Source organism: Klebsiella pneumoniae (assembly GCF_000742135.1).
GTDB classification, from domain to species: Bacteria; Pseudomonadota; Gammaproteobacteria; order Enterobacterales; family Enterobacteriaceae; genus Klebsiella; species Klebsiella pneumoniae.
Genome location: NZ_KN046818.1, coordinates 621,439 through 641,934, shown reverse-complemented (window position 1 = coordinate 641,934; position 20,496 = coordinate 621,439). Strand labels below are relative to the sequence as shown.

General features: G+C 56.9%; 16 protein-coding genes. 9 read left to right on the top strand and 7 right to left on the bottom strand.

Annotated features, from left to right (window positions below; translation table 11 throughout):
* The first annotated feature begins 126 nt into the window (after nucleotides 1–126).
* Nucleotides 127–1,734: a DUF3300 domain-containing protein gene (locus tag DR88_RS21955; RefSeq protein WP_004147095.1), complete on the top strand. Its 1,608-nt coding sequence runs from the start codon at nucleotides 127–129 to the stop codon at nucleotides 1,732–1,734.
* Nucleotides 1,735–1,745: 11 nt separating this feature from the next.
* The gene (locus DR88_RS21960) at nucleotides 1,746–2,552 is read left to right on the top strand and encodes a DUF2950 family protein (protein ID WP_009309253.1); all 807 of its coding nucleotides are present in this window, start codon (nucleotides 1,746–1,748) and stop codon (nucleotides 2,550–2,552) included.
* Between the two features lie 45 nt (nucleotides 2,553–2,597).
* Here the strand turns inward: DR88_RS21960 and DR88_RS21965 are convergent, their stop codons facing one another.
* From DR88_RS21965 to pdhR, 5 genes are all read right to left on the bottom strand, one after another.
* Entirely contained in the window at nucleotides 2,598–2,882 is a 285-nt protein-coding gene (locus DR88_RS21965; RefSeq protein ID WP_002888732.1) for a hypothetical protein, read from the bottom strand.
* Nucleotides 2,883–3,046: 164 nt separating this feature from the next.
* Nucleotides 3,047–4,471 (bottom strand): dihydrolipoyl dehydrogenase, encoded by a 1,425-nt coding sequence (lpdA, locus tag DR88_RS21970; RefSeq protein WP_002888731.1) that lies wholly within the window; start codon nucleotides 4,469–4,471, stop codon nucleotides 3,047–3,049.
* 206 nt (nucleotides 4,472–4,677) lie between these two features.
* Nucleotides 4,678–6,576 carry a pyruvate dehydrogenase complex dihydrolipoyllysine-residue acetyltransferase gene (aceF, locus tag DR88_RS21975; RefSeq protein ID WP_004147092.1) on the bottom strand — a complete coding sequence of 633 codons (1,899 nt, stop codon included), beginning with the start codon at nucleotides 6,574–6,576 and terminating at the stop codon, nucleotides 4,678–4,680.
* 14 nt (nucleotides 6,577–6,590) lie between these two features.
* Nucleotides 6,591–9,254 carry a pyruvate dehydrogenase (acetyl-transferring), homodimeric type gene (gene aceE, locus DR88_RS21980; RefSeq protein ID WP_002888700.1) on the bottom strand — a complete coding sequence of 888 codons (2,664 nt, stop codon included), beginning with the start codon at nucleotides 9,252–9,254 and terminating at the stop codon, nucleotides 6,591–6,593.
* A 136-nt stretch (nucleotides 9,255–9,390) separates the two neighbouring features.
* Nucleotides 9,391–10,170: a pyruvate dehydrogenase complex transcriptional repressor PdhR gene (gene pdhR / locus DR88_RS21985; RefSeq protein ID WP_002888699.1), complete on the bottom strand. Its 780-nt coding sequence runs from the start codon at nucleotides 10,168–10,170 to the stop codon at nucleotides 9,391–9,393.
* A 643-nt stretch (nucleotides 10,171–10,813) separates the two neighbouring features.
* Between pdhR and aroP the strand changes: the two genes are divergently transcribed.
* The 3 genes from aroP to DR88_RS22000 all read left to right on the top strand — a co-directional run bounded on the left by aroP (nucleotide 10,814) and on the right by DR88_RS22000 (nucleotide 14,725).
* Nucleotides 10,814–12,184: an aromatic amino acid transporter AroP gene (gene aroP / locus DR88_RS21990; protein WP_004147090.1), complete on the top strand. Its 1,371-nt coding sequence runs from the start codon at nucleotides 10,814–10,816 to the stop codon at nucleotides 12,182–12,184.
* Nucleotides 12,185–12,368: 184 nt separating this feature from the next.
* Nucleotides 12,369–13,775, top strand: a complete 1,407-nt coding sequence (locus tag DR88_RS21995; RefSeq protein WP_004145929.1) for a glycoside-pentoside-hexuronide (GPH):cation symporter — start codon at nucleotides 12,369–12,371, stop codon at nucleotides 13,773–13,775.
* Nucleotides 13,775–14,725 carry a glycoside hydrolase family 43 protein gene (locus DR88_RS22000; protein WP_004147088.1) on the top strand — a complete coding sequence of 317 codons (951 nt, stop codon included), beginning with the start codon at nucleotides 13,775–13,777 and terminating at the stop codon, nucleotides 14,723–14,725. Before DR88_RS21995 ends, DR88_RS22000 begins: the two co-directional genes overlap by 1 nt.
* A gap of 120 nt (nucleotides 14,726–14,845) precedes the next feature.
* Here DR88_RS22000 and ampE read toward each other — a convergent pair whose 3' ends face one another.
* The gene (gene ampE / locus DR88_RS22005; protein WP_004177406.1) at nucleotides 14,846–15,700 is read right to left on the bottom strand and encodes a beta-lactamase regulator AmpE; all 855 of its coding nucleotides are present in this window, start codon (nucleotides 15,698–15,700) and stop codon (nucleotides 14,846–14,848) included.
* Nucleotides 15,697–16,260, bottom strand: a complete 564-nt coding sequence (gene ampD, locus DR88_RS22010) for a 1,6-anhydro-N-acetylmuramyl-L-alanine amidase AmpD (RefSeq protein ID WP_002888692.1) — start codon at nucleotides 16,258–16,260, stop codon at nucleotides 15,697–15,699. The genes ampE and ampD overlap by 4 nt, the downstream gene beginning before the upstream one ends.
* A gap of 133 nt (nucleotides 16,261–16,393) precedes the next feature.
* Between ampD and nadC the strand changes: the two genes are divergently transcribed.
* The 4 genes from nadC to hofC all read left to right on the top strand — a co-directional run bounded on the left by nadC (nucleotide 16,394) and on the right by hofC (nucleotide 20,491).
* Nucleotides 16,394–17,287 (top strand): carboxylating nicotinate-nucleotide diphosphorylase, encoded by an 894-nt coding sequence (nadC, locus tag DR88_RS22015; protein ID WP_002888684.1) that lies wholly within the window; start codon nucleotides 16,394–16,396, stop codon nucleotides 17,285–17,287.
* Nucleotides 17,288–17,468: 181 nt separating this feature from the next.
* Entirely contained in the window at nucleotides 17,469–17,900 is a 432-nt protein-coding gene (ppdD, locus tag DR88_RS22020; RefSeq protein ID WP_002888683.1) for a prepilin peptidase-dependent pilin, read from the top strand.
* A 10-nt stretch (nucleotides 17,901–17,910) separates the two neighbouring features.
* Nucleotides 17,911–19,296, top strand: coding sequence for a type II secretion system protein GspE (gene gspE / locus DR88_RS22025; RefSeq protein ID WP_004147086.1), 1,386 nt, complete (start codon nucleotides 17,911–17,913; stop codon nucleotides 19,294–19,296).
* Nucleotides 19,286–20,491 (top strand): protein transport protein HofC, encoded by a 1,206-nt coding sequence (gene hofC / locus DR88_RS22030; protein WP_004147085.1) that lies wholly within the window; start codon nucleotides 19,286–19,288, stop codon nucleotides 20,489–20,491. Before gspE ends, hofC begins: the two co-directional genes overlap by 11 nt.
* Nucleotides 20,492–20,496: the final 5 nt, after the last annotated feature.

Sequence of the window (20,496 nt, the reverse complement as noted above, 5' to 3'; positions counted from 1 at the left end):
TACAACGCCACGGGCCGATCCCAACAATAATCAATAAAAAGCCATACCGCTTACTTATACTCAGCAAACGCGCCGTTTTCGCAGATACTTTAGCGAGATGGGTTACTTTTTGGGTCAGGAGTTTCCATGTCACTGCCGTTCAACCCCCATATTATCGCCCTGCTCTGTAGCGCTGGCTTACTCGCGGCGGCAGGAACACTCTATGTGCAAAGCCGAACCCCAGCGACGATCGCTGAACCGCCTGCGCAGCAAGCTCCAGCGCCCGCAGCGTCGACGACACAGCCGGTGGCCGCCACTTACACCCAGGCGCAAATTGATCAGTGGGTCGCCCCTATCGCGCTCTACCCGGACAGTCTGCTGTCGCAGGTGTTGATGGCCTCCACTTATCCCGACAACGTCCTGCAGGCGGTCCAGTGGTCCCAGGATAACCCCGCGATGAAAGGGGATGCGGCCGTGCAGGCGGTTGCCAGCCAGCCGTGGGACCCTAGCGTCAAATCTCTTGTCGCTTTCCCTGCCCTGCTGGCGATGATGGGCGAGAATCCGCCCTGGGTGGAAAATCTTGGCAATGCGTTTTTGGCCCAGCCGCATGATGTGATGGATTCAGTGCAGCGCCTGCGCGCCATTGCCCAACAAACCGGGACGCTGAAATCCACAACGCAGCAGAAAGTGATTGTCACCCCTGCCGCACCGGTTTCAGCCAGCAGCAGCACGGCAGCAACCGCAACCGCCCACACAGCGGCGCCTGCGCCCACGCAGGTCATTAAAATAGAGCCGACCAATCCACAGGTGGTCTATGTTCCCAGCTATAACCCCTCCACCGTCTATGGTACCTGGCCGAACAGCGCCTATCCGCCGGTCTATCTGCCGCCCCCTCCCGGGGAGCAATTTACCGATAGCTTCGTCAAAGGCTTCGGGTACAGCCTCGGCGTGGCCACCACCTGGGCGCTGTTCAGCAGTATCGACTGGGATGATGATGACCATCACCATCACGATGACGACTACCACCACGGCGATTACTCGCATAATGGCGATAACATCAATATTAATGTAAATAATTTCAATCATATAACAGGAGAAAACCTGCCGGGAAACCAGGTTAACTGGCAGCACAATCCTGCCTATCGCGGACACACACCGTATCCCGATAATACGGTAGCTCAGCGCTTCCATCAGACCAACGTTTCCGGCGGACTGAGCACGACCCAACATGCGCCAGTCGATCGCGAAGCGCAGCGCCAGGCAGCGATGACCCAGCTGCAGCATAACGTACCGACGGCCACAGCGGGCAATCTGGCGGCAAACAACACCTCACGCGACGCCCAGCGTCAGGCGGCCTCGGCGCAGCTGAAGCAAGCCACCCAACGCAGTAATTACCGCGGTTACGACAGTACGCCGACCCAACAGCAGCGTCGCGAGGCGGCAAAAACGCAGCTGAAAAACCCCACGCCGCAGCAACAGCAGCGTCGAGAAGCCGCCAGGAGCCACGAGCAGAACCGCACACCTCAGCAGCAGCAGCGCCGGCAGCAGTTCCAGTCCGCCACGCCAGCCCAGCGTCAGCAGACGCTCAGCCATCTGCGCGCCAACGCCCTTAGCGGCAACGAAAGCCGCGCCCCCTCCTGGCAAGCGCAGCAGGAACGAGGACTGCAGAGCCGCCAGTTTTCCGGCGTAAACCGCGAGTTACGCGATGGCGCCAGAGAACGTCTTTCCGAACACCATGAACTGCGTCGCCGCTAAGGATGAGCAGAATGAGAAACCCATTATCCGTTGCCCTGTTTACGTTAATGCTGTCGCCGCTTGCCGCCTTCGCCCAACAGCAGTTTGCCACGCCGGAACAGGCCGCAGCTGCGCTGGCCGAAGCGATCAGCCAGCCTAATGAAGCCGCGCTGAGCGAAGTACTCGGCGATAACTGGCAGCAGTTTTTACCCACGGACGGGATCGACCCTGCCGCCGTCGATCGCTTTCAACGCGACTGGCAGGTGAAACATGTCATCATCCTGCAGGGTGACAAAGCCTGGCTCGATGTCGGTAGCGAGGCATGGCGTCTGCCCGTGCCTATCGTAAAAACGTCTGAGGGATGGCGCTTTGATATGGCCGCTGGCGAAGAGGAGATCCTCACCCGCGCCATCGGCCGCAATGAGCTTTCGGCGATCGCCGCCATGCATGCCTATGTTGATGCCCAGCAGGACTATTATCATCTGAACCACCGCTGGGCGCAGAAAATCATCAGTAGCGAAGGCAAAAAAGATGGCTTGTACTGGCCAACTTCGCCGGGCGAAGCGCCAAGCCCGCTCGGTCCGGCCTTTAGCCCGACGGTGCCCGGTAGCGGCTACCATGGCTATCGCTTTCGAATTATCGCCGGTCGCGATGACCAGAGCGTCGCCTTGCTGGCCTGGCCGATAGCCTGGGGTGAAACCGGCGTGATGAGCTTTATGATCGATCAACAGGATAGGGTCTATCAGGCCAATCTCGGTGAAGAGAGCGCCGCAAAGGCACAGGAGATAACGCGCTTTACCCCCGACGCTGACGCCGGCTGGCAGGTGGCAGAACCTTAAAAAAAACGCCCGGTTGCACTCACGCAACCGGGCGTTTTCATTCACTTAGCCCTGGTGAGGCATCAGAGAAGGATCGCCGGCAAAGGCTGGTTTTGTACTGGATAATGCCGCTTCGTCAGCGCTGATGCTACCGGAATTCGCCGCCCATACCCCTTCATTGGTCTTCGTCACCTGCTGATGCTGGGCATTCAGATCCTGGCCCATCGCCGCAATGTGGGTCGTTTCCGTACCGCCGCTGTTGTCCGCCCAGGGAATGTTGGCGTCAGCGGCGCAAGCCACACCGGTAAAAAACGTTGCAGCGACCAGCGCTGTGGTTAAAAAGCGTTTCATCTCACACCTCATCGATATCATTAACTACCTATAAGTTTACTGAGTGACTATTTTCAAAGTATGTATGAGGTGTAGCGGTTTATGAACAGTGACATAGTTCTAAACATCAGGCATAAAAAAAGCGGCTCCCGGAGCCGCTTATGCTTTTTTCCTGAAAGAAAAAGTTACTTTTTCTTCGCTTTGGCGTTTGGCAGGTCGGTGATGCTGCCTTCGAACACTTCCGCCGCCAGGCCAACGGACTCGTGCAGAGTCGGGTGAGCGTGGATGGTCAGGGCGATGTCTTCAGCGTCACAGCCCATCTCGATAGCCAGGCCGATCTCACCCAGCAGCTCGCCGCCGTTGGTGCCGACAATCGCGCCGCCGATAACACGGTGGGTCTCTTTGTCGAAGATCAGTTTGGTCATACCGTCTGCGCAGTCAGAAGCGATAGCACGGCCGGAAGCAGCCCACGGGAAGGTGGCGGTTTCGTAGCTGATGCCTTTCTCTTTCGCTTCTTTCTCGGTCAGACCGACCCATGCCACTTCTGGTTCAGTGTAGGCGATGGATGGGATCACTTTCGGATCGAAGTAGTGTTTCAGACCGGAGATAACTTCTGCGGCAACGTGGCCTTCATGGACACCTTTGTGCGCCAGCATCGGCTGACCGACGATATCGCCGATAGCAAAGATGTGCGGCACGTTGGTGCGCATTTGTTTGTCAACGCGGATGAAGCCGCGATCGTCAACTTCCACGCCCGCTTTACCTGCATCGAGGTTTTTACCATTCGGTACGCGGCCGATAGCGACCAGCACTGCGTCGTAACGCTGCGCTTCCGCCGGTGCTTTTTTACCTTCCATGGAAACGTAAATACCGTCTTCTTTCGCTTCAACGGCAGTCACTTTGGTTTCCAGCATCAGGTTAAATTTCTTGCTGATGCGTTTGGTGAAGACTTTCACCACGTCTTTGTCGGCAGCCGGGATAACCTGGTCGAACATTTCCACCACGTCAATCTCTGAACCCAGCGCATGGTATACGGTACCCATTTCCAGACCGATGATACCGCCGCCCATCACCAGCATGCGTTTCGGTACAGATTTCAGTTCCAGCGCGTCGGTGGAGTCCCATACGCGCGGATCTTCATGCGGGATAAACGGCAGCTGAATCGGACGGGAACCCGCCGCGATGATAGCGTTGTCGAAGTTGATCACGGTTTTGCCGTTTTCGCCTTCCACTTCCAGGGTGTTAGCGCCGGTAAATTTACCCAGACCGTTAACCACCTTCACTTTACGACCTTTGGCCATGCCAGCCAGACCACCGGTCAGCTGAGTGATGACTTTTTCTTTCCAGGTGCGGATCTTGTCAATGTCAGTTTTCGGTTCGCCGAAAACGATGCCGTGTTCGGCCAGCGCTTTCGCTTCTTCGATAACTTTTGCCACGTGCAGCAGCGCTTTAGAAGGGATACAACCCACGTTCAGACAAACACCACCGAGGGTGCTGTAACGTTCTACGATGACGGTTTCCAGACCTAAATCAGCGCAACGGAAGGCTGCAGAGTAACCTGCGGGGCCTGCCCCAAGTACCACGACCTGAGTTTTGATTTCAGTACTCATCATGACCTCTGTAATTTATATCCGGCGGGTCTGACGCTATTATTCTTACGCCCAAGTCCACCGGGACGTTCTATCCGCGTGTATTTTACAAAATTGTTAACAATTTTTAAACAACAAACGGCAAACGATTTTGTCCTTTGTTGCTGATAATCCCCAACAGCCTGAGGTTATCAGAAAAAAGCCGGCCGTCAGGCCGGCTTTTTCGATTACATCACCAGGCGGCGAATGTCGCTCAGGGTGTTGTTAATGATGGTAATGAAGCGGGCACCATCAGCACCGTCGATGACGCGGTGGTCGAAGGACAGAGAGATCGGCAGCATCAGGCGCGGCACAAACTCTTTACCATTCCATACCGGCTCCATCGCGGACTTAGACACGCCGAGGATGGCCACTTCCGGCGCGTTAACAATCGGCGCGAAGTGGGTGGTACCCAGGCCGCCGATGCTGGAGATGGTGAAGCAACCGCCCTGCATTTCGCCAGCCGTCAGTTTGCCATCGCGCGCTTTCTTCGAGATGGTGGTCAATTCACGAGACAGCTCGGTGATGCTCTTCTTGTTCACGTCTTTGAAGACCGGAACCACCAGACCGTTCGGGGTATCCACCGCCACACCGATGTTGATGTATTTCTTCAGCGTCAGGCGCTGACCATCTTCGGAGAGCGAGCTGTTGAAGCGCGGCATCTGCTCAAGCGCAGCGGCAACCGCTTTCATGATGAAGACCACTGGAGTGAATTTCACGTCCAGTTTACGCTTCTCAGCTTCGGCATTCTGCTGCTTGCGGAACGCTTCCAGATCGGTGATATCGGTTTTGTCGAAGTGGGTAACGTGCGGGATCATCACCCAGTTACGGCTCAGGTTGGCGCCAGAGATTTTCTGGATACGACCCAGCTCCACTTCTTCGACTTCGCCAAACTTGCTGAAGTCAACCTTCGGCCACGGCAGCATGCCCGGGATACCGCCGCCAGCGGCAGCCGCCGGTGCGGATTCAGCGCGTTTAACCGCGTCTTTCACGTAGGCCTGAACGTCTTCGCGCAGGATACGACCTTTACGGCCGGTGCCTTTCACTTTCGCCAGGTTAACACCGAACTCGCGCGCCAGGCGGCGAATCAGCGGGGTCGCGTGAACGTAGGCATCGTTTTCAGCGAATTCGCTTTTACCTTCTGCTTTCGCAGCCGGCGCAGCGGCAGGCTTAGCGGCCTGAGCCGGGGCAGCAGCTGGTGCCGGGGCAGCAGCCTGAGCCGGAGCGGCGGCAGGCGCAGCGCCTTCCACTTCGAAGACCATGATCAGGGAACCGGTTTTGACTTTATCGCCGGTGCTGATTTTGATCTCTTTAACGGTACCCGCGAACGGCGCCGGAACTTCCATAGAGGCTTTGTCGCCCTCTACGGTGATCAGGGACTGTTCCGCCGCGACTTTATCGCCGACTTTAACCATCACTTCGGTGACTTCAACTTCGTCGCCGCCGATGTCCGGGACGTTAACATCTTTCACGCCTGCTGCGGCAGCCGGAGCCGCAGCAGCCGGCGCGGCAGCCTGTGCCGGAGCGGCTGCAGGCGCAGCGCCCGCCACTTCGAAGATCATAATCAGGGAGCCGGTGGAAACTTTATCGCCGGTATTGATTTTGATCTCTTTGACGGTACCGGCGAACGGCGCCGGAACTTCCATAGAGGCTTTATCGCCTTCTACGGTGATCAGGGATTGCTCAGCGGCGATGGTGTCGCCCACTTTAACCATGATCTCGGTGACTTCGACTTCATCGCCGCCGATATCCGGGACGTGAACTTCTTTCGCTGCCGCGGCAGCCGCTGGAGCAGCGGCGGCCGGAGCGGCTTCTTTCTTCTCTTCCTGCGCAGGTGCAGCGGCGGCTGCACCCTCGGCGGAATCGAAAATCATAATCAGTTTGCCAGTCTCGGTTTTGTCGCCGACGGAGACTTTAATCTCTTTCACGACGCCAGCCTGCGGAGACGGGACCTCCATAGAGGCTTTGTCGCCTTCTACGGTGATCAGCGACTGTTCAGCTTCTACTTTGTCGCCAACTTTGACCAGGATCTCGGTGATTTCAACTTCATCAGCCCCGATGTCCGGTACTTTGATTTCGATAGCCATTATTCTTTTACCTCTTACGCCAGACGCGGGTTAACTTTTTCTGCATCGATGTCGAATTTCGCGATAGCGTCAGCCACCACTTTCTTATCGATTTCACCACGTTTAGCCAGTTCGCCCAGCGCTGCTACGACCACATAGGAAGCATCGACTTCGAAGTGGTGACGCAGGTTTTCACGGCTGTCGGAACGACCGAAGCCATCGGTACCCAGTACGCGGTAATCATCAGCCGGTACGTAAGTACGAACCTGCTCAGCGAACAGTTTCATATAGTCAGTGGATGCCACTGCCGGAGCGTCGTTCATTACCTGAGCGATATACGGCACGCGCGGGGTTTCCAGCGGGTGCAGCATGTTCCAGCGTTCGCAATCCTGGCCATCACGCGCCAGTTCGGTGAAGGAGGTAACGCTATACACGTCGGAACCCACGCCGTAGTCTTTCGCCAGGATCTGCGCTGCTTCACGCACGTGACGCAGGATAGAACCGGAGCCCAGCAGCTGAACTTTACCTTTGCTACCTTCGATGGTTTCGAGTTTGTAGATACCTTTACGGATACCTTCCTCGGCGCCTTCCGGCATGGCCGGCATGTGGTAGTTTTCGTTCAGCGTAGTGATGTAGTAGTAAACGTTCTCTTGCGCTTCGCCGTACATACGGACCAGACCATCATGCATGATGACAGCCACTTCATAGGCGTACGCCGGGTCGTAAGAGATACAGTTCGGGATAGTCAGCGACTGAATGTGGCTGTGACCATCTTCGTGCTGCAGACCTTCGCCGTTCAGGGTAGTACGACCGGAAGTCCCGCCAATCAGGAAGCCGCGAGCCTGCTGATCGCCAGCCGCCCAGCACAGATCGCCGATACGCTGGAAGCCGAACATCGAGTAGTAGATGTAGAACGGGATCATCGGCAGGTTGTTGGTGCTGTAAGAGGTCGCAGCAGCCAGCCAGGATGCGCCTGCGCCCAGCTCGTTGATCCCTTCCTGCAGAATCTGGCCTTTCTCGTCTTCTTTGTAGTAAGCAACCTGCTCACGGTCCTGCGGGGTATACTGCTGGCCGTTCGGGCTGTAAATACCGATCTGACGGAACAGACCTTCCATACCGAAGGTACGCGCTTCGTCGGCGATGATCGGCACCAGACGATCTTTGATCGACTTGTTCTTCAGCATCACGTTCAGGGCGCGAACGAAAGCGATAGTGGTAGAGATTTCTTTGTTTTGCTCTTCCAGCAGCGCGCTGAAGTCGGCCAGGGTCGGCAGCTCGAGTTTCTCAGTGAACTTCGGCTGACGAGTCGGCAGATAGCCGTTCAGCTTCTGACGCTGAGCGTGCAGGTAAGTGTGCTCTTCGGAACCTTCCGGGAAGGTTACGTACGGCAGTTTTTCGAGATCGGCATCCGCCACCGGCACATTGAAACGATCGCGGACGTAGCGAACACCGTCCATGTTCATTTTCTTAACCTGGTGCGCGATGTTCTTACCTTCAGCGGTATCGCCCATACCATAACCTTTAATGGTATGCGCCAGGATCACGGTCGGCTGACCTTTGGTCTCCTGCGCTTTCTTCAATGCAGCGTAGACTTTCTTCGGATCGTGACCACCGCGGTTCAGAGCCCAGATCTGCTCGTCAGTCCAGTCAGCGACCAGGGCAGCGGTTTCCGGATATTTGCCGAAGAAGTGCTCACGAACGTAAGCGCCGTCTTTGGATTTGAAGGTCTGGTAGTCGCCGTCAACGGTTTCGTTCATCAGCTGAATCAGCTTACCGCTGGTGTCTTTACGCAGCAGCTCATCCCAACGGCCGCCCCAGATAACCTTGATAACGTTCCAGCCAGCACCACCGAAGATGCCTTCCAGTTCGTTAATGATTTTGCCGTTACCGGTGACCGGGCCGTCCAGACGCTGCAGGTTGCAGTTGATGACGAAGACCAGGTTGTCCAGTTTTTCACGGGTGGCGATGGTGATAGCGCCTTTTGATTCCGGCTCATCCATCTCGCCGTCGCCCAGGAAGGCGTAAACGGTTTGTTCGGAGGTGTCTTTCAGACCGCGGTGTTCCAGATATTTCAGGAATTTGGCCTGATAGATAGCGCCCAACGGCCCCAGACCCATGGATACGGTCGGGAACTGCCAGAATTCCGGCATCAGTTTCGGGTGCGGATAAGAGGACAGACCCTTGCCGTGAACTTCCTGGCGGAAGTTGTCCATCTGCTCTTCGGTCAGACGGCCTTCCAGGAACGCACGTGCATATACGCCCGGAGAGATGTGACCCTGGAAGTACACCAGATCGCCGCCATCTTTCTCAGTGCGCGCACGGAAGAAGTGGTTGAAACAGACTTCGTAGAAGGTCGCGGAAGACTGATAGGACGCCATGTGGCCGCCCAGTTCGAGATCTTTTTTCGACGCGCGCAGAACGGTCATGATGGCGTTCCAGCGAATCGCAGAACGAATACGACGTTCCAGATCCAGATTGCCCGGGTATTCCGGCTCATCTTCAACGGCAATAGTGTTGACGTAGTTGCCGGCGGAAGCGCCTGCAGCAACCTTCACTCCGCCTTTACGGGCTTCAGAAAGGAGTTGGTCAATCAGATACTGAGCGCGCTCAACACCTTCTTCACGGATGACCGATTCGATCGCCTGTAGCCAGTCGCGAGTTTCGATCGGATCCACGTCATTGTGTAAACGTTCTGACATGGGGGTATTCCTTATCTATCTAATCGTTGATTAATCTGGAACCTGTCCCATTGAACTCTTCGTTCTTCACGCTGGAACAACCAAAAATTCAATAAGACAGGTTCTGCGTTTAGTTGCCGCGCTCTAAAAATGGCGCTTAAGAACCGGAGTTCTCGTCCTTTCGTTGCTGTAAACGACGCAGTGAGCGCTCTCGACGGCTCTGCTCACGACTACGATCCAGCAAAATTTCCTCAATGAACGCCAGGTGACGGTGCGACGCTTCACGCGCCTGCTCCGGCTCCCCGGCCATTATCGCCTCGAAAATGCGAGTGCGATGGTTGCTGACCAACGGGAGCATTTCCCGCCGGGCATACAGCAATTCAAAGTTCTGACGCACGTTTTGCGCCAACATCGGCTCCATACACCTTAGCAGATGAAGCAACACCACATTGTGTGCCGCCTCGGTGACGGCGATTTGATACTGGACGACGGCGCCGGACTCAGCGTCCAAATCGCCCGACTGCTGAGCGCGTTCAATAGCCTGATGCAGCTCACGGATACGGTCGCGATCCTCATCATTGCTGCGCAGCGCCGCGTAATAGGCCGCGATGCCTTCCAGCGCGTGACGGGTCTCAAGCAAATCGAATTGGGATTCAGGGTGATCGGACAGCAGCTCAACCAGCGGATCGCTGAAGCTCTGCCACAGGCGGCTCTGAACAAACGTTCCACCTCCCTGACGACGAAGCAACAAGCCCTTGGCTTCGAGGCGTTGAATCGCCTCACGCAGCGAGGGGCGGGAAACGTCGAACTGTTTAGCCAGTTCGCGTTCTGGCGGGAGTTTTTCACCGGGGCGCAAGGTCCCCTCAAGAATCAGAAACTCCAGCTGCTGCTCTATCACATCGGATAATTTTGGTTGGCGGATTTTGCTGTAGGCCATATTCCCTGTCTCTGCCATTAGCCCGGAGTCAATTGGTCTTACCAATTTAAAGTTCGTAGCGCTAAAGTAACAAAGTATTCACCTTCTGTCCATACAGGTTTTGATTGAAATCAGTAAACCCGGGACATTTTAACAACCTTACAGAAATAACATTTCAGAAATGTAACCTTGCACAAATGTTACGTTTACTCACAAAGAGGTAGCCTTAACTTTATAGAAACGAAAAATAACGCTTTCTGAACCGATTCAACGCTGCAATAAATGAATATAGAGTCATTTACAGTGAATAAAAAATGACAAAGCAGCATGCATCAAAATACGACAGATTGTGACTATTGATGTCTTTTTAGACACATCGTCATCATCCCTTCATAAAGCAGGTGCATTCAAACGCGCTTACCACTATTCTGCCGGAGACGAAAGGCCTTTTTCGGAATTACCACACAGCCTTCCGTAAACAAAACAATACAGAAACGGAAGTTCCAAAATACACAAACACAACAATATGTGCGCGCCATCACTCAGGTAAAAAGTGGGCCACTTCGCCCAAATTTTCGCTGGCTATGCTTTCAGGCAGGGACAGCAGTGAAGCAGCAACCTGACGGATGACGTACACAAAAAATAACCACACACGAGGTTTCATATGGAAGGTCAACAGCACGGCGATCGGCTGAAGCGCGGCCTGAAAAACCGTCACATTCAGCTCATCGCGCTGGGCGGGGCTATCGGCACCGGCCTGTTTCTGGGGAGCGCGTCCGTCATTCAGTCCGCCGGCCCGGGTATCATTCTTGGTTACGCTATCGCCGGTTTTATCGCTTTCCTGATCATGCGTCAGCTGGGCGAAATGGTGGTGGAAGAGCCGGTGGCCGGCTCATTTAGCCACTTTGCTTACAAATACTGGGGCGGTTTTGCCGGCTTCGCCTCCGGCTGGAACTACTGGGTACTGTATGTCCTGGTGGCCATGGCGGAACTGACCGCCGTTGGCAAATATATCCAGTTCTGGTGGCCGGAAATCCCTACCTGGGCCTCGGCGGCGGTCTTCTTCATCGCAATCAACGCCATTAACCTGACCAATGTCAAAGTGTTCGGTGAAATGGAATTCTGGTTCGCGATTATCAAAGTGGTCGCCGTAGTAGCGATGATTTTGTTCGGCGGCTGGCTGCTGTTCAGCGGCAACGGCGGCCCGCAGGCGACGGTACGTAACCTGTGGGACCAGGGGGGCTTCCTGCCGCACGGCTTTTACGGGCTGGTGATGATGATGGCGATCATCATGTTCTCCTTTGGCGGCCTGGAGCTGGTGGGGATCACCGCCGCGGAAGCGGATAATCCGGAGCAAAGCATTCCTAAAGCCACCAATCAGGTTATTTACCGTATTCTGATCTTCTATGTTGGTTCGCTGGCGGTGCTGCTCTCCCTGCTGCCGTGGACCCGCGTCACCGCGGACACCAGTCCGTTCGTCCTGATCTTCCATGAACTTGGCGATACGCTGGTGGCAAACGCTCTGAACGTGGTGGTGCTGACGGCAGCGCTGTCGGTTTATAACAGCTGCGTGTACTGCAACAGCCGTATGCTGTTCGGCCTTGCTCAGCAGGGCAACGCGCCAAAAGCGCTGCTCAGCGTCGACAAACGCGGCGTGCCGGTGAATACCATTCTCGTCTCGGCCCTGGTCACTGCGCTGTGCGTGCTGATCAACTACCTGGCGCCTGAATCTGCTTTCGGTCTGCTGATGGCGCTGGTGGTCTCAGCCCTGGTCATCAACTGGGCGATGATCAGCCTCGCGCATATGAAATTCCGTCGCGCCAAAAAGCAGCAGGGCGTGGTCACGCGTTTCCCGGCCCTCTTCTATCCGCTGGGCAACTGGCTGTGCCTGCTGTTTATGGCGGCGGTGCTGGTGATTATGCTGATGACCCCGGGGATGGCGATTTCCGTCTGGCTGATCCCGGTATGGATTGCGGTGCTGGGCGTGGGCTACCTGTTTAAAGAGAAAGCCGCCGCCACCATAAAAGCACAATAATACATCTCATCAATACTTCACTTTGCTCTGCGCCCTCCCCTGAATAATGGGTGCAGAGCATTGTTATCTGCTTCACACTTTCCCCTCCATAGCTTATTTATCCATATCGTCAACGAGTTCCTGCAACGTATTTCTGCCAACCGCAGCCAATAATTCTCTCCATACTGCAACGGAGAGACCGCACATGGCAGAGAACACGCTTTCAATAAGAGAAAAGATTGGTTACGGGATGGGTGATGCCGGATGCAATATTATCTTTGGCGCCATCATGCTGTTTGTGAACTATTTTTACACTGATATATTCGGACTGGCGCCGGCGCTGGTCGGCGTACTTCTGCTCTCGGTGCGAGTCATCGATGCGGTAACCGACCCTATCATGGGCGCTCTTGCCGACCGCACCCGTAGTAAATATGGTCGCTTTCGTCCATGGCTGCTGTGGATCGCCTTCCCCTACGCCCTGTTCAGCGTCCTGATGTTCACCACTCCTGAGTGGACCTACAATAGCAAAGTCATCTATGCGTTTGTGACCTACTTTCTGCTGTCGATTACCTATACCGCGATTAATATTCCCTACTGCTCGCTGGGAACGGTGATGACCGCCGATCCGAAAGAGCGTGTTGCCTGCCAGTCTTATCGTTTCGTCATGGTGGGTATCGCCACGCTCCTGCTGTCATTGACGCTGCTGCCAATGGCCGACTGGTTCGGCGGCGCCGATAAAGCGAAGGGCTACCAGATGGCGATGACCGTGCTGGCCTTTATCGGTATGTGTATGTTCCTGTTCTGCTTCGCCACCGTGCGCGAACGTATCCGCCCGGCGGTGCAGACGAATGACGAACTGAAAAAAGATCTGAAAGACGTCTGGAAAAATGACCAGTGGGTGCGCATCCTGCTGCTCACGCTGTGCAACGTCTGTCCGGGCTTTATCCGCATGGCCGCCACCATGTACTACGTCACCTGGGTGATGGGACAAAGCACCCATTTTGCCACCCTGTTTATCAGCCTCGGCGTAGTTGGGATGATGATTGGCAGCATGCTGGCGAAAGTCCTGACCGACCGCTGGTGCAAACTGCAGGTTTTCTTCTGGACCAATATCGTGCTGGCCGTGTTCTCCTGCGCCTTCTATTTCTTTAATCCACACGCCACCACGCTGATTATGGTGCTCTACTTCCTGCTCAACATTCTGCATCAAATCCCTTCCCCGCTACACTGGTCGCTAATGTCCGACGTTGATGACTACGGCGAATGGAAAACCGGCAAGCGCATCACCGGTATCAGCTTCTCCGGTAATCTGTTCTTCCTGAAGGTCGGCCTGGCGGTCGCCGGGGCAATGGTCGGTTTCCTGCTGTCATGGTACGGCTACGACGCCGGCGCGAAAGCGCAAAGCGCCTCCGCGCTGAACGGTATCGTGCTGCTATTCTCAGTCATTCCCGGCGTCGGCTATCTGATCACCGCCGGCGTGGTGCGCCTGCTGAAGGTTGACCGTACCCTGATGCGCCAGATTCAGAGCGATCTGGAGAAGCGCCGCAGCAACTACAGCGAGCTGAACGAATACCAGGAACTGAAAACCAGTGAACACGTAAGGAAAGCCTGATGAACAACTGGCCAAACCCCTTTATTGAACAGCGTGCAGACCCCTTTATCCTGCGCCATCTTAGCCACTACTACTTTATTGCCTCGGTGCCGGAATACGACCGGCTGGAGATCCGGCGCGCGGTAACCCTTGAAGGATTACGCGATGCTGAGCCGGTCGTGGTTTGGCGCGCGCCGCAAAGCGGGCCGATGAGCCAACTGATTTGGGCGCCGGAGCTGCATGAAATAGACGGTAAGTGGTATATCTATTTTGCCGCCACCCATACTCACGATCTGGATGCGCTGGGGATGTTCCAGCATCGCATGTTCGTTCTCGAGTGCGCTGACAGCGATCCGCTGACCGGCCGCTGGCAGGAAAAAGGCCAGGTGGTCACGCCTTTCGATACCTTCGCCCTCGATGCCACCACTTTTACCCATCAGGGGAAACGCTGGTATCTGTGGGCGCAAAAATCCCCGCATATCGAAGGCAACTCAAACCTGTATCTCGCCGAAATGGCTAACCCGTGGACGTTAAAAGGCGAGCCGGTCATGCTGAGCAAGCCGGAGTTCGACTGGGAGTGCCGGGGATTTAAGGTCAACGAAGGGCCTGCGGTACTGATGCATGGCGATAAGCTATTTATCAGCTATTCCGCCAGCGCCACCGATGAAAACTACTGCATGGGGTTGTTATGGATCGACCGGCAGGCCGATCCGCTGCAGCCGGGAAACTGGCATAAAGCTCCGCAGCCGGTGTTCCGCACCAGCTATGAAAACCGCCAGTATGGCCCAGGTCATAATAGTTTTACCCAAACGCCGGAAGGGGAAGATGTGCTGGTGTATCACGCGCGGAATTACACCGAGATAGAAGGCGACCCGCTGTATGATCCCAATCGCCATACGCGGTTAAAGCTGGTCAGCTGGCGGGAAGACGGGATGCCCGACTTCGGTATTCCACCGGCGGATACGCTGTAGCGGTTCGGAATGTTACCCGCTGGCGCGGGTTCTCCAGGCCGGGTCAGGCGAAGCCGCCATCAGGCAACAAAAGCCCCGCAGGTACGTACATCGTGGCAGGCAGCGCGCGGGCTCAGGCCGTTAAACCAGGGTACCGTAAATCGTCAGCAGCGCCATAATCACCACTACCACCAGCGAAGTCTTCTTAGCCATCGATACCGCAGCCTTCGGCGTCGCTACTTTATCCACGTGCGGCTCACGGGCCAGGGAATACTGCGCCAGGCGGGTCAACACCTGATACTGCGACGAATGGCGGTCGCCCAGCGAAGCAAACCACGCCGGGAGCGCTTTTTCACCATGGCCCACCAGGGCATAGACCACCCCCACCAGACGCACCGGCAGCCAGTCCACAATATGCAGGATACCATCGATCCCGGACTGCAACCGGTGGTGCGGCGTCTGGTAGCGCGCCAGCCATGTCTGCCAGGCGCGCAGTACGCTGTAGGCGATAAGCGTCAGCGGGCCCCAGGCACCCCCCACGACAAACCAGAAAAGCGGCGCCAGATAGTATCGATAGTTAATCCACAGCAGCGCATTTTGCAGTTCGCTAAGGTACTCACGCTCATCACAGCCCGGCGGCACGCCGTGAATCAGCGTCAGCTCGCTGGCCATGGCATCGCAGGCGCGACTGTCATTGCGCGACGCCGCTTTCAGATAGGCATGGTAGTGCAGCCGAACTTTGCCGGCGCCAATGCATAGCAGGCCCAGTAAAATCCAGAACACCAGCAGCGGTATGTTAAACAGCTGCCCCTGCAGCAGACGCTGAATGATATACACGACCGCGACAGCCACCAGCGTCATCAGCAGCGTGCCCGGTAACGAGAAATGTTTTATCCGGCGAAACGCCACCTCCAGCCGATGATCAAGCTGCCAGTGTTCGCCCAGCTTAAACAGCCGTTCGGCGATAAGCACCAACAGCGTCGTAAACAGCGTCATGAGGTCTCCTTTTCTGACGGGGCGCTGAGCAGCGCACGGTATTTTATCCAGTCAAAGGCCGGTCCTGGATCGGTTTTCCGCACGGGCGCGATATCGCTGTGGCCCGCAATGTTTTCGGCGATAGCCGGATAAAGCGCGATCAGCAGATCCGTCACCGCCGCCAGCTGCCGGTACTGCGCGTCGGTATACGCCAGAGTATCGGTGCCTTCCAGCTCTATGCCGATGGAAAAGTCATTGCAGCGTTCGCGTCCCTGATAACAGGAGACGCCCGCATGCCACGCCCGCTTATCGAAAGGCACATACTGCACGATTTCGCCATCACGGCGAATCAGACAATGCGCCGAAACGCGCAGATGAGCAATCTCGGCAAAGAAAGGATGCGCGTGCGGATCCAGGGTACCAGTGAACAGCGCATCAATCCACGGACCACCAAATTCCCCCGGTGGCAGGCTAATGTTATGCACCACCAGTAAGGAAGGGGTCTCTTCATCCGGACGGCAGTCATGGTGCGGCGAGGGAACCCGACGCGCGCCGACCAACCACCCCTCGTTCAACTGCATGCGGGATCTCCTTTCGCGAACTCATGCTTCCGGGCCACACGCCGGCCCAAAGGATGAAGTGTGTATGGTACTGAAACGTCGTTCAGGTTAGCATGTTTCCCACTTCTGAATCTTATCTATCTGGAGCTTTATCATGTCGCCTCGTCGTTACAACCCCGACCGCCGCCGTGACGTGCTGCTGGAACGTATTAATCTCGATATTACCGATGCTGTCGCACACTCCCTGCGGGAAGATCTGGGCGGCGAAGTCGACGCCAACAACGATATTAGCGCGCAATTATTGCCGCAGGATGCACGCTCCCATGCGGTGGTCATTACTCGTGAAGATGGCGTCTTCTGTGGCAAACGCTGGGTGGAAGAGGTCTTTATTCAGCTCGCCGGTGACGACGTGAATATCACCTGGCACGTGGCCGACGGCGATGCGGTCAAAGCCGACCAGCCGCTGTTCGAATTGGAAGGCCCGTCGCGTATTCTGCTCACCGGCGAACGCACGGCGCTGAACTTTGTGCAAACCCTCTCCGGCGTCGCCAGCGTCGTCCGTCGCTATGTCGACCTGCTCGCCGGCACCAAAACCCAACTGCTGGATACGCGCAAAACGCTGCCAGGGCTGCGTACCGCGCTGAAATACGCGGTACTCTGCGGCGGCGGCGCCAACCATCGACTGGGCCTGTTCGACGCGTTCCTGATTAAAGAAAACCACATTATCGCCTCCGGATCGATCCGTCAGGCAGTGGAAAAGGCGTTCTGGCTGCATCCTGATGTGCCGGTGGAAGTGGAAGTGGAAACCCTGGATGAACTGGAGCAGGCGTTAAAAGCCGGGGCCGATATCATTATGCTCGATAACTTCACCACCGACCTGATGCGCGAGGCGGTGAAAATTACCGCAGGCCAGGCGGCGCTGGAGGTCTCCGGCAACGTTACCTTTGACACCATCCGCGAATTCGCCGATACCGGCGTCGACTATATTTCCGTCGGCGCCCTGACCAAACATGTGCAGGCGCTCGACCTGTCGATGCGCTTCCGCTGAGCAACAGGCCTTCACGCTTCCGGGCGTGAAGGCCTGAATTTGCGGCCCGCCTCGCAGTCGCCCGTGCTCACCATGAAATCCAGATAAAAACCCTGGAACCCGCTTTCCCGGATCGTTTTCGCCCCCTCGCCTGCGCCCCTCAATCCCTTCACAGTGCTCCTGTCACAACAAGGAGCGACTTATGGATAAACAACGAGGTTTTACCCTGATTGAACTGATGGTGGTTATCGGAATCATCGCCATTCTTAGCGCCATCGGCATCCCGGCCTACCAGAACTACCTGCGTAAAGCCGCCCTCACCGACCTGCTGCAGACCTTTGTCCCTTACCGGACAGCCATCGAACTTTGCGCGCTCGATCATGGCGGCCTAACGCCATGCGACGGCGGCAGCAACGGCATTCCCTCGCCGACAACCACGCGCTACCTCTCCGCCATGAGCGTGGCCAAAGGGGTCGTCACCCTCACCGGTCAGGAGAGTCTGAACGGACTGGGGGTCACCCTGACGCCGACCTGGGACAATGCCGAGGGCGTCACCGGCTGGCAGCGCGTCTGCACCATCACCGGCAATAGCGCGCTTCAGCAGGCCTGCGAAGACGTTTTCCGGGTGAAGTGAGGGCGAATGCATGAAAACAGAACAGCTGATCCCTCTCTGCCGTCGCTACCACGCCATGCTGCTGCATAGCGATGAACAGACAATCTCTATTGCGGTGGTTAATACCCCGCCGGCGGAGTTAATGGAGGCGCTACGCTTCGCGACGCAAAAGCGGATCGACATTGAATGCTGGAGCCAGGAGCAGATGGATAAGCGTCTGCAGGCCCAGGAAAAGCAGGCGCAACTGGCGCAGAACGACGGGCCGGAAAATATCGCCGAACGGGTCAACCAGATCCTCGAACAGGCCCTGCGTCAGCGGGCGTCTGATATTCATATCGAGCCCACGGAAACGCACTTACGCATCCGCCTGCGGGTCGATGGCGTCCTTCACGCCCTACCGTTGCTGGCTACCGAACTGGCCGCACCGGTTATCGCGCGACTCAAGGTCCTGGCCAGTCTCGATATCGCCGAGCACCGTTTACCGCAGGATGGCCAGTTCGCGCTGAATCTTGCGGGACGACCGCTCTCTTTTCGCATCGCCACTCTGCCCTGCCGCTATGGCGAAAAGATTGTCCTGCGCCTTCTCCATCAGGTTGACCAGGCGCTGGATCTGGAAGCACTCGGACTCTCATCCTCCCAGCTGGCGGCCTTTCGCCAGGCGCTGAACCAGCCGCAGGGTCTGCTGCTGGTCACCGGCCCAACCGGAAGCGGGAAAACGGTGACCCTCTACAGCGCCCTGCAGGCCAGAAACCGTGAGCAAGTGAATATCTGTAGCGTGGAGGATCCACTGGAGATCCCCATCGCCGGGATGAACCAGACGCAAATCAATCCCCGCGCCGGACTCACTTTTCACAGTGTGCTGCGCGCCCTGTTACGCCAGGATCCGGATATTGTCATGGTGGGCGAGATCCGCGATGCCGAGACCGCTGAAATCGCGCTCAAAGCCGCCCAGACCGGTCATCTGGTGCTATCCACCCTGCACACCAATTCCACCAGTGAAACCCTGACCCGCCTGCAGCAAATGGGCATCGCCCGCTGGATGATTTCCTCTGCGCTCTCGCTGGTCATCGCCCAGCGTCTGGTCCGCAAGCTGTGTCCCCACTGTCGGCGTAATGCCGGCAGCGCCGCCGACCTGCCGCACAGCCTGTGGCCCCGCCCGCTGCCACGCTGGCAGGCAGCGGGCTGCGAACATTGTTACCACGGATATTACGGCCGGCTGGCGCTGTTCGAAGTGCTGCCTGTTACCCCCGGGCTACGCCAGGGGATAGTCCAGGGACTTAACGCCATTGAGATTGAATCTCTGGCGCGAGCCACAGGGATGATGACGCTTTTTGAAAGCGGCTGTCAGGCTATCGAACAGGGATTGACCAGCCTCGAAGAGGTGGTGCGGGTGCTGGGGATCCCCCATGGCGACTAAGCGTCTCTGGCGCTGGCGCGGTATTGATGTGCAGGGCGCCCCCTGTCAGGGGATGCTATGGCAAACCAAGCGTCTGGAGGTCCTGCAGCACCTTCAACAGCAGCGAGTCATACCGCTGGCCGTACGCCGCTGTGCGGTGAAGCAGAGCCTCTGGCACCCGCGCTACAGTTGCGAAACGATCCGCCAGCTGGCGACCCTGCTGCAGGCCGGCCTGCCGCTGGCGGAAGGGTTATCGCTGCTGGCGCAGCAGCAGTCGCATGCCCAGTGGCAGGCGCTGCTTGAGGCGCTAGGCCGCGAGCTGGCCCAGGGCGTGGCGTTCTCTGCCGCGCTGGCGCAGTGGCCCCAGGCTTTTCCGCCACTATATCTGGCGATGATTAGCACCGGCGAACTGACGGGCAAGCTCGATATCTGCTGCCTGCAGTTGGCGAATCAGCAGCAGGAGCAGCAGCGGCTCGCCAGCAAAGTCAAAAAAGCGCTGCGCTACCCGCTGATCGTGCTCTCTCTGGCGCTGTTGGTGGTGCTGGGGATGCTCTATTTTGTCCTGCCCGAGTTCACCGCCATCTACCAGACGTTCAGTACGCCGTTACCGCTGTTGACGCGGATGGTCGTTGCGGCAGGCGACATGCTAAGTCGCGGCTGGCCGCTGCTGCTGGCCTCGCTGCTGAGCCCGCTGCTGCTCAACCAGCTGATCCGGCGGCGCAGCGACTGGTTGCTGCGCCGCCAGCGGTTGCTTAACGCGCTCCCTCTCATTGGCTCCCTGATCGGCGGACAACAGCTGAGCCTGATCTTCACCATCCTGGCGTTAACCCAAAGCGCCGGTATTAGCTTTCTGCAGGGGCTGCAAAGCGTTGAAGAGTCCCTGTCGTGCCCGCTATGGCGCCAGCGTCTGGCACAGGCCCGCGCGCTGATCGTTCAGGGGGAGCCGATTTGGCAGGCGTTAAGCCGCTGCGGCGGTTTTACACCGCTGTGCCTGCAGCTCATCCGCACGGGGGAAAGCGCGGGAGCGCTGGATCAGATGCTGGAAAACCTGGCGCATCATCATCGCGAGCAAACCTATCAGCGAGCCGATAGTCTGGCTGCGCATCTTGAACCCATGATGCTGGTGATAACCGGCTCGCTGGTCGGGATTCTGGTGGTGGCAATGTATTTGCCCGTTTTTCACCTGGGCGATGCCATTGGCGGGGTGGGAGGATGAGAAAC